This window comes from Microcoleus sp. B5-D4 (genome assembly GCF_036705145.1).
Classification (GTDB): domain Bacteria; phylum Cyanobacteriota; class Cyanobacteriia; order Cyanobacteriales; family Microcoleaceae; genus Microcoleus.
The window spans coordinates 38,752-52,136 of the sequence record NZ_JAUBTV010000036.1 but is presented as its reverse complement, the minus strand read 5'-3'; the positions used below and the strand labels follow the sequence as shown (position 1 = coordinate 52,136).

The following is a 13,385-nucleotide window of genomic DNA, read 5'->3' as shown; positions in this document are numbered from 1 at the left end:
ATGCCTGTGCCACAAGGATTTCACAGGCAAGATGCCTGTGCCACAAAAAATCTTGTGGGGTGGGCATCTTGCCCGCCCCAAACTATTTGCACAGGCAAGATGCCTGTGCCACAAAAAATCTTGTGGGGTGGGCATCTTGCCCGCCCCAAACTATTTAAAATTCTCCTAAAGACCGGCCGCACAAACAGCCGCACCAATTAACCCTACATTGGGATTCAAAACAAGACGAACAGGCATCATTTCTAACAGCGAATCCATCCGGCCTTTGTGGGTAAAAGCCCGCATAAAACCGCCTTCTAGAATCAGTGGCAAAATCTTAGCAGCGATGCCGCCGGCTACGTACAAACCGCCGTAAGGTAACAGTGTCACAGCCAGATTTCCCGCCACTGCACCGTAGGCTTCTACGAACATTTGCATTGTTTGTTCGGAAAGCCGATCGCACTTTTTGAGTGCCGCCTGTGCAATTGTCGCCCCCGGATCGACAGTCTTCTCGCTTTTCCCGATTTCTGACTCCCATTTTTTGATAACTTCCCCTATCTCCGGCGATTCAGGAGCAAACTTTCTGTCCCGCAAAAACTGGTAAATTGAAACAATCCCTAGTCCCGAAACCACACGCTCGATCGATATTCTTTGAATGTCGTGTTTTGCTAACAAATATTTCAGCAATTCAAACTCCAACTCCGAACGAGGAGCAAAGTCACCGTGTCCCCCTTCCGAAGAAAAAACCTTGATGCCATTTGCCTCGGGAACTGCAAAACAATTTCCCAAACCAGTCCCCGCACCAATAACAGCAATTGGATCGTGTTGGCGGGGTTTTCCGACTTGCAAAATGTGCAAATCTCGATCGTCCAAAGCCCACACGCCGTAGCCAACCGCAACAAAATCATTAATTAAACTGACGCGGGATATTCCTAATTCTTGTTCCAGACGCTTCGCATCCAGCCTCCAAGGCAAATTAGTCAGTTTTGCAGTGTTGTTAACCACCGGGCCTGCGATCGCAAAACAAGCTTTTTCAGGCAATGGCGCAAAATCCAATTTCATAGCAGCTTCCGTCAAAAACTGCTGCACCATCGGCACTAAATCGGGAAACTCCCCGCTCGGATAGCGAAACTCGTAAAGAGCGTTCATTTCACCGTTAACAGTCCTTTCCACTAAACGCAAAATTGTCTTAGTTCCGCCAATATCGCCCGCTAATAATAATGCCATAAATCTCTTTTTCCACCAAAGATAACATTCCCCATTTAAACACCCACAGTATTAATTGCCAACCAAGCCCGCAGCACCTCAGCCACAGTCCAAGCTTGAGCCGTGCAGCCCCGCGGCGAGTGGGGGGCGTCGCCTTCAAAAATTTCGCCCAGACTGCCAACTCCGCCGGCTCTTATATGATGTGCCATCGGTGCGAGGAATTCGATCGCTTGTGCTGGGTTTTTGTATACGTGCAAGTGCGCCAAGACAAACGGGCCAATCAGCCAGCCCCAAACTGTGCCCTGGTGGTAGGCGCTGTCGCGCTGCAATTGGTCGCCTCCGTAGGCGCCACGATACTGGGGGTGCTGGGGCGAGAGGCTGCGGAGGCCGACAGAAGTGAGCAACTGTTGAGCGCAGCCGTCCACCACGCCGCGCTGCTGGATGGGCGTCAGTAACGGTGTATAGCGGGTTTCTTGGCGCATCCCCGCTGACAAGGAGTTGGCGGAGTGAGGAGGAATCGAGTCTAGGGGCAGGGATACGGCGAATATTTGGTTGGGCCGCAGGGAGGTATCGTGTCCGTCTGGGCCGTCGAGAACGTCGTAACAGTAACCAGTTGAGGCGTTCCAGAAGCGAGCGAATCCGGCGGCTGTTCGATCGCCCAATTGCTGGTATTCATTGTGAGGCTTGCCCAATTTTCGAGCAAAACTTGCCATAGCTTGTATAGCATTGTACCAAAGCGCGCTGAGTTCGATCGGCTTACCAATCCGAGGCGTCACCACCCAATCGCCGATTTTCGCATCCATCCAAGTCAGTTGCACACCCTTCTCGCCGGCGTAGATTAAACCGTCATCGGGATCGAGGCGGATTTTATACCGAGTTCCCTGTATGTGCCAATCAACAATCTCACATAAGGTCGGCCAGAGTTCGCTCAAAAGTTCGTCGTCCCCCGTGGCATCGATATAAGCGCGAATTGCCTCAAAGTACCACAGGGTGGCGTCTGCGGTGTTGTATTCCGGTGCGCCGCCCGCATCCGGGAAGCGGTTTGGCAGCATTCCCCGATCGACATACCGCGCAAATGTCCGCAAAATCGATCGCGCAATTTCCCATCGCCCGGTACAGATTGTGAGGCCGGGCAGGGCGATCGTCGTGTCGCGCCCCCAGTCGCTGAACCAGGGATATCCGGCGATGATCGTTTTGCCTGCGGGTTCCTCCGGTAGGGGGCGGCTGACGATAAATTGGTCGGCGGCTAGCACTAAGTGATTAATCCAGTCGGGAGATTCGCTCACTTTTGACCAGTTTTGCAGCAGTTGTTGGTCATAAGTGCGACGCACTTCTAAAGCTGTACCGCCGTTGAGTTCGGTATTTTTCTCGGTGCTCGCTATCAATGTGAGAGAACTTCCCGGTGCGATCGTCATGTGAAAAGTCGCCCCGTGCAAGTGATCCTCGCAGTAGTCCAATCCGCGGCGCTTTTCGGCTGCTAGATCCAATCCGTAATGCCAATTGTATAAGGGCGCAGAGACTCGAAATTGGGCTTCTGGTGTGGCATCTGTCAGCAGGTACAGGGGTGCAGCCTTGGGAAATGCCGTCACGCAAACCCCGCTTTCCAAGGTTTGTAGGCTCATCTGCCAGTCGCCGGCGCTCGTCGTGTGGTGGTAGTCGCGGTAGTTGACTAGGGCTTTGACAGCGAGGGCGATCGGTTGTGAGGCGCGGTGCAAGCGGTATTGAATATATGTTGTGTTAGCACCTTGCTGCATCCAAATCCGCTTTTCCAGGATAGCGTCGGCGAGAGCAAACCTCCAAACAGGCGTCGTGCCTTCGAGGTGAAAGCTTTCGATGTATTTGTAGCCGTGGGGTTCCATCGTCGCGTCGGCCCAGCGGTTTGTATAAAGCGGATAGGCGCGATCGTGATACACAGCCGTCTCGTCCAGCTTGGCGAGCATCAAAGTGCGTCCCAGCGGGGGTTTGAGGGCGGCTACCAGCAAGCCGTGATAGCGGCGGGTGAGGAGATTTGCGATCGTCCCGCTAGCGTAACCGCCGATCCCGTTTGTGACCAACCACTCCCGAGACTCCGCTGAGTCGAGATTGCAGCAGATTTCCCGTCCAAAAGCCATAACCATAAGATCCACACTCGCGCTGATTTTTGACCTACCTTTAGGTAGATTTTCGACATGATATCAACTAGAAATATTAACGCTTGCAGGCCGTTAATTTGGCGATCGGCCCCGTGCCCATTCCTGCTCTAATTTCGGCCTCACCAACCGCTAATTTGGCCGCTTACCCAATTTTCCCCTTTGATGCCTCTGTCTAAAGTTAGTTGTTTGTTATATTAAGTAATATTACCGTCTAAACAGGCGCTGAACGTTAAGGGCAAAGCATTTGATAGCGCGTCGGGCGATCGAACTACCAACCTATTTTATAAGGAGAACAGCTCAAAGTGAAGATAGGAGCAAATTACCTCGGCAATAACCAATGTGAATTTACCGTTTGGGCGCCCACCCTCAAACAAATCGCCGTCCAAATTGTTTCTCCAAAAAAACGCCTGATACCCCTGCAACAATCTGCAGAAGGTTATTGGCAAACCACAGCTACAGACATCGAACCAGGAACCCTTTACACTTATCAAATCGAAGGAAAAACCGACCGACCAGACCCAGCCTCAAAATATCAACCCCAAGGCGTGCACGCTCCGTCGCAAGTAATAGATGAAAATATCTTTACTTGGACAGACACAAAATGGCAAGGCGTGCCGCTAACCGAAATGATTATTTACGAACTGCACGTCGGCACCTTCACCCAAGCCGGAACATTTGAAGCAATAATTCCCCAGCTAAAACAACTTAAAGAATTGGGAATCAACGCCATCGAAATAATGCCTGTAGCCCAATTTCCTGGCGAGCGAAACTGGGGATATGACGGCGTATATCCCTACGCAGTTCAAAACTCCTACGGCGGCCCCGAAGGCTTCAAAACACTCGTCAACGCCTGCCACGAACACGGCATTTCAGTAATTCTCGATGTAGTGTACAACCACCTCGGCCCCGAAGGAAATTATCTCAGGGACTTCGGCCCCTACTTTACATCCAAATACGGCTCGATTTGGGGAGACCCCCTCAACTTCGACGACGCCTACAGCGACGGCGTGCGTAACTACTTTCTTGAAAACGCCCTCTACTGGTTTCGAGACTATCACATCGATGCCCTGAGATTAGATGCCATTCAAGCAATATTTGAAGTAGGTGCAAGACCTTTTTTACAAGAACTATCCGATGCCACAGCCGATATTTCCCAAGAACTAGGACGGCAACTTTACTTAATAGCCGAAAGTGACTTAAATGATGTCCGCACTGTACGTCCCAAAGAACTCGGTGGCTTCGGACTAGACGCCCAATGGTGCGATGATTTCCACCACGCACTGCACGCCTTGCTCACCGGAGAAGACGACCGATACTACCAAGATTTCGGCAAGTGCGAACACTTAGAAAAAGCCTTCAAAGAAAGCTTTGTTTACTCCGGCCAGTACGCCCCCCACAGAAAGCGGAAACACGGCAATTCTGTTAAGGATGAACCGGGTCATAAATTTCTGGTGTTTGCCCAAACCCACGACCAAATCGGCAACCGCATTTTGGGAGACAGACTATCCAAAATAGTTGACTTTGAAGCATTAAAACTCGCAGCAGGCACAGTCTTAATTTCTCCCTACATCCCCTTCTTTTTTATGGGAGAAGAATACGGAGAAGAAGCACCGTTTTTTTACTTCGTTTCCCACTCGGACGAAAACTTAATTGAAGCTATCCGCAAAGACAAACAACAAGAATTTAAAATCTTTGAAGGCCGAGGCGAGTTTCAAGACCCCCAGAGTCCTGAGACTTTCGATAAGTGTAAGTTAAACTGGGAAAAACAAACCGAAGGCAAACACAAAATCCTTTGGGAATGGCACCAACATCTGATTCAACTGCGGCGGACAATACCAGCCCTTAAAAAACTCGACAAAAACAGTCTAGAAGTGTCCAGCATTGAAGCGGAAAAAATCTTATTTCTACGTCGCTGGACAGATGACAGCCAGATATTCTGCATTCTAAACTTCAACACGCAAGATGTCGCTTTTACGGCTGCACTTCCCCAAGGCAACGGTCGCAAAATTTTAGACTCTGCTGATGAAAAATGGATGGGTTCAGGTGCTAGCTTGCCTCAAAAGATAACTTCAGAGCAAAAATTGACCATTAAACCGCATAGTTTTGCACTCTATGAATTAGAGTAATTAAAACGGCAGGCAGAGCCTCTAGATAATACTCTTGTTCCCCCCTTATTAAGGGGGGTTAGGGGGTATCTAGACTTCGATACAAAAAAGAGAAAACCCTAAAAAACCTGGAGTAAATTTAACATGATGAGAATTCCCACAACAACTTATCGGATTCAATTTCATGGAGGTTTTAACTTTGAAGCCGCCAAACAAATCCTTAGCTATCTGGAAGATTTAGGAATTACCGACCTTTACGCTTCACCAATATTTAAAGCCAGAAAAGGCAGCTCTCACGGATACGATGTCGTTGACTCAAATCAGCTCAATCCCGATTTGGGAACATCAGAAAATTTTGAAGGTCTCACATACGAAATCAAGAAACGGAACATGGGATGGCTGCAAGATATTGTCCCGAACCACATGGCTTATGACACTCAAAATTTGCTGCTGTTAGACGTATTGGAACACGGGCCGGATTCCGACTATTTCGATTACTTTGATATTGAATGGAATCATGCTTACGAACATCTCAGAGGTCGAGTGCTGGCTCCGCTGCTGGGCAATTTTTATGGAGAGTGTCTGGAAAATGGCGAGATTCAACTCAAATACAGCGAAATTGGGCTGACCATCAATTATTATAGCTTACAATTGCCAGTAAGAATTGAATCTTATGCTAAATTTATCAGTCATAATTTGGGGCATTTAGCCAGAGAATTAGGCAGACGCCATCCAGATTTTATCAAGTTTTTGGGAATTCTTTATTTGATTAAAAATACACCTTCAGAAACTAAAGGTAAAACCAGATACGATCAGATAGCTTTTGTCAAAGGACTGCTTTGGGAACTCTACAATCAAAATCCCCTTGTGCAGGAATTTATAGATGAAAATATCAAAGTTTTTAACGGAGAAAAGGGAAATTCTGAAAGCTTTAATTTGCTAGACGAATTGCTTTCCGAGCAGTTTTACCGTCTGTCTTTCTGGAAAGTGGGGGCAGAAGAAATTAACTACCGAAGGTTTTTTACGGTCAACGAACTTATTTCGGTAAAAGTTGAAGAGATTAAAGTTTTTCACAAAAACCATGCTCTGATATTCGACATGGTTGATGAGGGCAAGTTTACCGGATTGAGAATCGACCACATCGACGGACTGTACGACCCCACAGAATATTTGAAACGCCTCCGGGAGAAAGTCGGAGACACTTACATTACTGTTGAAAAGATTCTGGAACACGAAGAAGATTTGCCGTCATATTGGCCGATTGAGGGAACGAGTGGCTACGACTTTTTGAATTATGTAAACGGCGTTTTTTGTCGGTGCGATCGCGAGCAGCAATTTACCGAAATCTATCAGAGATTTACTCGATTGAATGTTCCCTATGAACAGTTGTTTTTAGATAAAAAAGGGCTGATTGTTGAGAAAAACTTGGCGGGAGATGTAGACAATCTAGCTCAACTTTTGAAGAATATCTCCGGTCAATCGAGACAGGGAAACGACTTTACTCGTCCCGGTTTGGAAAAAGCATTGGCGGCTGTTTTGACGATTTTTCCAGTGTACCGAACTTACATCAATCAAGATGGTTTGAGAGAGTCCGATCGCACTTACGTAAAATATGCGATCGCCCATGCCAAACAACAAGTACCGCGACTCCTCAAGGAACTTAATTTTATCGAAACGGTGCTGTTGCTCGAAGAAGAAGAAACCCTAACACCCGAACAAAAAGAGCAGCGCCGGCACTTTGTAATGAAACTCCAGCAGTTGACGGGCCCATTAATGGCAAAAGGCGTTGAAGACACGCTTTTATACGTCTACTATCGGCTTTTATCTCTCAACGAAGTGGGAGGAAATCCCAGCCAGTTCGGCGTGTCGCTGGGAGATTTTCACGAGTTCAACCAACAGCAGCAAGCCGCTTGGCCGCACAAAATGAATGCGACAGCTACCCACGATACCAAACGCGGCGAAGATGTGCGAGCCAGACTTAACGTTTTGTCAGAAATTCCCGATGAATGGGAACAGCAAGTCAGGTCTTGGAGAGAGGTAAACTCTTCTAAGAAAGTCAACTTTGCGAATCGAATGGTTCCAGATACTAATGACGAATACTTCCTGTACCAAACTCTGCTCGGCAGTTTTCCCTTTGAGGGAATTGAAAACACTGATTATGTCCAGCGCCTGAAAGATTATGTGATCAAAGCTGTCCGTGAAGCCAAAGTTTATACGGCTTGGCTGAGACCGGATAACGATTACGAAGCTGGTTTTATGACCTTTGTCGATACCGTTCTCGAACCTTCGGAACAAAATCAGTTTCTCAACAAATTTACACCTTTCTGTAAAAAAGTAGCTAATTACGGAATTTTCAATTCTTTATCTCAAACGCTGCTGAAAATCACGGCTCCCGGCGTTCCCGACATTTATCAAGGGACGGAATTCTGGGATTTAAGCCACGTCGATCCCGATAACCGCCGTCCCGTTGATTTTGAGCGCAGAATCGAGGTTTTGCGGGAAATTAAAGAGCAAGCTCAGACGGATATTTTGCAACTGGTTGAAGATTTGATTGCGACGCGAGAAGACGCGAGAATTAAGTTGTTTTTAACGGCAAGAGCGCTAGAAGCGAGAAAAAAATACTTGCAAGTTTTTCAATCAGGCGATTATCTGCCCCTGGAAGCAGTTGGCACGTTTAAAGATAATGTTGTTGCCTTTGCCAGAAGCTTTGGAGAGACTACCGTTATTGTCATTGCTCCCCGGTTTTTGACGGGGATTGTCAAACCGGAAGAAATGCCTATCGACAAACAAGTCTGGAAAGATACTAATTTGAAATTGTCCGAACAAATGCCGTCGGTTTGGAAAGATGCAATTACAAATCAGGCGGTAGAAAGTAACGGTACTTTGGCAATTGGTGACGCTCTGAGTTACTTTCCGGCAGCTCTGCTGATCGGTAAAAAATAGCAATTAAAGTTGTAGGGTGCGTCAGGAATTGATTATTGGGAGTTCACAATGTTTTTTGGCTCTGACGCACCATACCATGTGCTGGGCTTTTTGAGTTAAAATAGTAGCAGGAAAGCAATCTTAGTAGCGGGGGAAATAGCAAAATGCGATCGCTCGTCAAAACCGAAACCAGTACCGAAACCAGACTCTCTTGGTGGGCTTACCTATTTGTCCTCGACGAATTCATTGCCGAAGCAGATGCTACGATCAACGGCCCAGCAGCCTTTGGCAACCCTGTTTTGAAGCTGTCCGAGCGCGACTGGGATTTTTTGTTAGATATGATGTTAGATCCGCCAGAACCTTCTGAAGGTTTAATTGCATTAATCAAAGAATGTAGGAGTTCTCAAGAGTAAATCATTGTGAATTGGATTATCTCTCCTATAGATTCCATAGAACGGAGTCTCAGCAGTCTCAGAAAAGACCCTTTTCAATCGGGAAATCCTGAATTAGATCGATATCTGAAACAGTATGCTCTGAAAAACGATAAAAACGGGATTTCTAGAACTTTTGTTGCTGTTTCATCTGAAGACAGTCAAAGGATAGTTGGGTATTATTCTTGCTGCACAGGCGGACTATCTTTTGAAGATTTACCTGCCCAGTTGCAGGAAAGGCTGCCCAGATATCCGACTCCAATTATACTGATTGGGAAGCTAGCCGTCGATCTTTCTGTGCAAGGAAGAGGTCTAGGAAAGCGTTTGCTATTTCACGCATTAGAAAATGCAGTAAATGTATCTCAAACAGTAGGAGTATATGCTGTTAAAGTTGATGCCATAGATGAAGCAGCCAAGACGTTTTACGAAAATTCAGGATTTCGAGAAATGCCGGAGATACCTCTTTCTCTTTTACTCCGGCTTCAAACCTTTAAACAAGCACTTGATGACTAGCTCGCTCTAATTAAACCTAAAATGCGATCGCTATTAGATTCCCGACTTTTTAAAGAAGTCAGGAATCGGGGTATTCTGTTTATATTTTGAAGCCGATCGACCGATCGCCCCTACCAACCAAACAAAATTTATACAACAAAGACGGCAAATACAACACAACGTATACGGTTTGCCACAATACCCGAATCCATCGCACACCGTACATTGGGAAGAGTAAAGAAAAGCAGTCAACAACTGTAGCGGTGCAAGCCTCACGGATGCAACCGTCCCCCAACAGGTTCGGTAAATACCCCTTCATCGCAAGGTCTACCGCCCGCAGTATAGAGATCAGCACCCTATCGAAGACTGTATTAAAGCAGGACTCACTACCCGTAAACCGCGAGGTAAAATCGCAGTCCTGAATAACCAGACTATCACACAGATAGAAAACCAAAATTTTGTAGAGATTGGAGCCGGAACACCCCTATGGGAAAAGTAGTTGGAATTGACTTAGGTACGACAAACTCCTGCGTCGCAGTTATGGAAGGCGGCAAACCCACCGTCATAGCCAACGCCGAAGGGGGTCGCACCACACCTTCCGTAGTAGCATATGCTAAAAATGGCGATCAACTTGTCGGACAAATCGCCAAGCGTCAAGCCGTGATGAACGCCGAAAACACCTTTTACTCAGTAAAACGGTTTATCGGGCGTCGGGTTGATGAAGTAACCCACGAAACCACTGAAGTTTCCTACAAAGTCCTCAAAGTCGGCAACAGCCTCAAACTAGACTGTCCCGCCCGCGGCAAGCAATTTGCCCCAGAAGAAATTTCTGCACAAGTTCTCCGCAAACTCGTAGAAGACGCCAGCAAATACCTCGGCGAAACTGTCACCCAAGCAGTAATTACTGTTCCCGCTTACTTCAACGACTCCCAGCGCCAAGCTACCAAAGACGCGGGAAAAATTGCCGGGATTGAAGTGCTGCGGATTATTAACGAACCTACAGCAGCAGCTTTAGCTTACGGATTAGATAAAAAGAGCAACGAAACCATCCTCGTATTTGACTTAGGTGGCGGTACTTTCGACGTATCTATTCTTGAAGTAGGCGACGGCGTGTTTGAAGTGTTAGCAACTTCTGGAGACACTCACCTCGGCGGTGACGATTTCGACAAAAAAATTGTTGATTTCATCGCTAATGAATTCCAAAGAGCCGAAGGCATTGACCTTCGCAAAGACAAACAAGCACTGCAACGCCTGACGGAAGCCGCAGAAAAAGCCAAGATTGAGCTTTCGAGCGTTACCCAAGCAGAAATCAACCTGCCGTTTATTACCGCGACTCAAGACGGGCCAAAACACTTGGACACGACTTTGACGCGGGGCAAGTTTGAAGAACTCTGTTCAGATTTGATCGATCGCTCGCGCATCCCCGTAGAAAATGCGATCCGCGACGCCAAATTAGACAAATCTGCAATTAATGAAGTCGTCTTAGTTGGTGGTTCTACGCGCATTCCAGCGGTGCAAGAACTGGTCAAAAAACTCCTTGGCAAAGACCCCAACCAAACGGTAAACCCGGACGAAGTGGTCGCAGTCGGTGCAGCAATTCAAGCCGGCGTACTCTCCGGCGAAGTCAAAGACATCTTGTTGCTCGACGTTACTCCGCTGTCTCTCGGCGTCGAAACCTTGGGCGGCGTGATGACCAAAATCATTCCCCGCAACACCACTATTCCTACCAAGAAGTCGGAAACTTTCTCGACTGCTGTAGACGGCCAAACAAACGTGGAAATTCACGTTTTGCAAGGCGAACGGGAAATGGCGAATGATAACAAGGATTTGGGAACCTTCCGCTTAGATGGAGTTCCACCAGCCCCCCGTGGCGTACCTCAAATTGAAGTTACTTTCGATATCGATGCTAACGGTATTTTGAATGTAGCTGCTAAGGATAAAGGTACTGGTAAGGAGCAATCGATTAGCATTACTGGTGCTTCTACTTTGCCCAGCAATGAAGTTGAGCGCATGGTGAGGGAAGCCGAATCGAATGCTTCTGCTGACAAGGAACGTCGCGAAAGGATCGATCGCAAAAACCAAGCTGATTCTCAAGCCTATCAAATCGAGAAGCAGTTGGCAGAATTGGGCGATAAAGTTCCCGCTGATGACAAAACTAAGATTGAAGGGTTGCTTAAAGACTTGCGATCCGCGATCGAGAGTGAAGATGACGATCGCATCAAAACCCTAACAACAGAGTTGCAGCAAGCATTCTACGCTGTCAGCAGCAACCTGTACCAGCAAGCAGGCGGCCCCACTGATGGCCCTGGTGGCCCTGGTGGCTATGGAGACGGCGGCCCCACTGGAGGCGGCGACGACGTGATTGACGCCGACTTCACAGAAGGCAACAAATAAAAGGCTAAACTAAAAGCCCCCAGCTAGAAGCAAGAAACCCGGTTTTGAACAGAAACCGGGTTTCTGTGCATTCCAAAACCAACCAAAGTCGATCGGCTAAAATTACTAAAAATCTTGCTTGAGGCATAGAGACCCAACTAGAGTATGCTTCAATAAATATCATAAACTAGCATTAATATCGCAATCGAGAGCAATTAAATGTCACGTTCTCCTATACAAAATTCCTCCCCAAATACTCCCAGCCAATCTCATGTTGCATCCTTGCGCCGACTCCGCCGGATCAGCCATTTACTAGACAATGCAATTCCGATTCCCGGCACAAAATACCGCATTGGACTCGATCCAATATTAGGACTGATACCGGGCGGCGGCGATTTAATTAGTTCAATTTTTGCAGGATATGTTGTCTTTAAATCCGCTCAGATGGGAGTGCCTCAAGAGACTTTAGTAAAAATGGCAACTAATATCGTATTTGATACAGTTGCTGGTACTGTACCGGTAGCAGGAGATTTGTTGGATGTTGCTTGGAAAGCTAATGTCAAAAATATAGAATTGCTGGATGCTCATTTAGGTTCCCCTGAACAAGGCAAAAAAGCCGATTGGTTATTTGTGGCGGCGTTGTTATTGGGTTTGATATTAATTGTCGGAGGCGTGATTTTCTTGAGTGTGATGCTTTTTGGATGGCTATTTCAAGTAATTACAGGGCGTTAATCTTGGGTTTTAGACCCAATTTTTCCGATCGAGCGATCGCCCTCTCCCGATCCGAAAATAATATATCTTAAGGGTATTGACAAATTTTATTAACTGTGTATTAAGAATCAAATTTCTTTAAAACTAGCTATTGACCCGATCGCCCTTGAGTCCGATATAGTGATATAATGCAGACTATAATATCAAATTGATATAAATGCTTGAATTATCAGCCCTTGGGCTGCTACAGTTGCAACCCCTGCACGGCTATCGGTTAAAGCAAAAACTGGAGCTGTTTATGAGCAGTTGCATCAGCGTCAACTACGGAGCGATTTACCCGCTGCTGAAGCGCTTGGAAGAGCGAGGGGAGATTTCGGTAATAGCCGAAGAAGCCGGAGATGCGGGCTGTCCGCGCAAAATCTACGGAATTACCCCCAAAGGGCGCGAACTCTGGCGGCAAAAAATGCTCGAACACCCTCAAGAAAGCTGGGTTAACAGTGGTTCCCGGTTCCAAATCAAGTTTTTCTTTTTTGGCGACTTAGAACCCTCAGAACGGCTGAAATTGTTGGAACACCGCTTGCGAGCCTGTTACACCCGACAAGACTACATCGAAAGCCTCAAGAGCGAATATCCACTAACCGACGACTATCAATTCGCCTCTCGCGATCGCTGCAAGTCAGTGCTGGCGTCAGAGATAGAGTGGTTAACCGAGCAGCTAGCCAAGGAAAAAAGCGCGATCGCTGGAGTTCGTGACTCCCCAACCTCCGCTGAATCCGCTGACTCCAAGGGAAAATCCTTCCAACTCACCCACTCAGGTGAGTCATAAGAAGGATGTGTAATCTTCCCTGCCATCGTAACTTTTGAGAGATAACAAGAAGCTTTCCTAAAAATAATCACTCCCTCGCGAGCGCTAACTGCGATCGGACTAAAGCCCTGCACATACCCCAACCCCATTAAAAAGTTACTTTCCCGATTCCATCCTGTTTAAAATCGCTTGTCCTTATTCCCCCATGTTTGAGAGGAACGCCGGAAAA

At 47.1% G+C, this 13,385-nt stretch carries 9 protein-coding genes; 7 read left to right on the top strand and 2 right to left on the bottom strand.

Annotation, left to right across the window (positions count from 1 at the left end):
* Positions 1-165: 165 nt before the first annotated feature.
* Entirely contained in the window at positions 166-1,206 is a 1,041-nt protein-coding gene (locus QUB10_RS17780; protein ID WP_333204122.1) for a glucokinase, read from the bottom strand.
* Between the two features lie 35 nt (positions 1,207-1,241).
* A complete protein-coding gene (locus QUB10_RS17775; protein WP_333204119.1) occupies positions 1,242-3,302 on the bottom strand; it encodes an amylo-alpha-1,6-glucosidase in 2,061 nt (686 codons plus the stop codon).
* A 317-nt stretch (positions 3,303-3,619) separates the two neighbouring features.
* Between QUB10_RS17775 and treZ the strand changes: the two genes are divergently transcribed.
* The 7 genes from treZ (at position 3,620) to QUB10_RS17740 (ending at position 13,177) form a co-directional block, all read left to right on the top strand.
* Positions 3,620-5,443 carry a malto-oligosyltrehalose trehalohydrolase gene (treZ, locus tag QUB10_RS17770; protein WP_333204117.1) on the top strand — a complete coding sequence of 608 codons (1,824 nt, stop codon included), beginning with the start codon at positions 3,620-3,622 and terminating at the stop codon, positions 5,441-5,443.
* A gap of 126 nt (positions 5,444-5,569) precedes the next feature.
* Positions 5,570-8,365, top strand: a complete 2,796-nt coding sequence (treY, locus tag QUB10_RS17765; protein ID WP_333204141.1) for a malto-oligosyltrehalose synthase — start codon at positions 5,570-5,572, stop codon at positions 8,363-8,365.
* Positions 8,366-8,508: 143 nt separating this feature from the next.
* Positions 8,509-8,757, top strand: a complete 249-nt coding sequence (locus QUB10_RS17760) for a type II toxin -antitoxin system TacA 1-like antitoxin (RefSeq protein WP_333204115.1) — start codon at positions 8,509-8,511, stop codon at positions 8,755-8,757.
* A gap of 6 nt (positions 8,758-8,763) precedes the next feature.
* Complete coding sequence (locus tag QUB10_RS17755; RefSeq protein WP_333204113.1) at positions 8,764-9,288, top strand: GNAT family N-acetyltransferase; 525 nt, start codon at positions 8,764-8,766, stop codon at positions 9,286-9,288.
* A gap of 465 nt (positions 9,289-9,753) precedes the next feature.
* Positions 9,754-11,661, top strand: a complete 1,908-nt coding sequence (gene dnaK / locus QUB10_RS17750) for a molecular chaperone DnaK (protein ID WP_333204111.1) — start codon at positions 9,754-9,756, stop codon at positions 11,659-11,661.
* A gap of 198 nt (positions 11,662-11,859) precedes the next feature.
* A complete protein-coding gene (locus QUB10_RS17745; RefSeq protein WP_333204108.1) occupies positions 11,860-12,372 on the top strand; it encodes a DUF4112 domain-containing protein in 513 nt (170 codons plus the stop codon).
* A gap of 196 nt (positions 12,373-12,568) precedes the next feature.
* Positions 12,569-13,177 carry a PadR family transcriptional regulator gene (locus QUB10_RS17740; RefSeq protein ID WP_333204101.1) on the top strand — a complete coding sequence of 203 codons (609 nt, stop codon included), beginning with the start codon at positions 12,569-12,571 and terminating at the stop codon, positions 13,175-13,177.
* Positions 13,178-13,385: the final 208 nt, after the last annotated feature.

Bases quoted from the DNA above. Each gene is read 5' to 3' on its own strand.
- QUB10_RS17780 (WP_333204122.1), bottom strand. From the start codon at position 1,206: ATGGCATTATTATTAGCGGGCGATATTGGCGGAACTAAGACAATTTTG.
- QUB10_RS17775 (WP_333204119.1), bottom strand. From the start codon at position 3,302: ATGGTTATGGCTTTTGGACGGGAAATCTGCTGCAATCTCGACTCAGCG.
- treY (WP_333204141.1), top strand. From the start codon at position 5,570: ATGAGAATTCCCACAACAACTTATCGGATTCAATTTCATGGAGGTTTT.
- QUB10_RS17760 (WP_333204115.1), top strand. From the start codon at position 8,509: ATGCGATCGCTCGTCAAAACCGAAACCAGTACCGAAACCAGACTCTCT.
- dnaK (WP_333204111.1), top strand. From the start codon at position 9,754: ATGGGAAAAGTAGTTGGAATTGACTTAGGTACGACAAACTCCTGCGTC.
- QUB10_RS17745 (WP_333204108.1), top strand. From the start codon at position 11,860: ATGTCACGTTCTCCTATACAAAATTCCTCCCCAAATACTCCCAGCCAA.
- QUB10_RS17740 (WP_333204101.1), top strand. From the start codon at position 12,569: ATGCTTGAATTATCAGCCCTTGGGCTGCTACAGTTGCAACCCCTGCAC.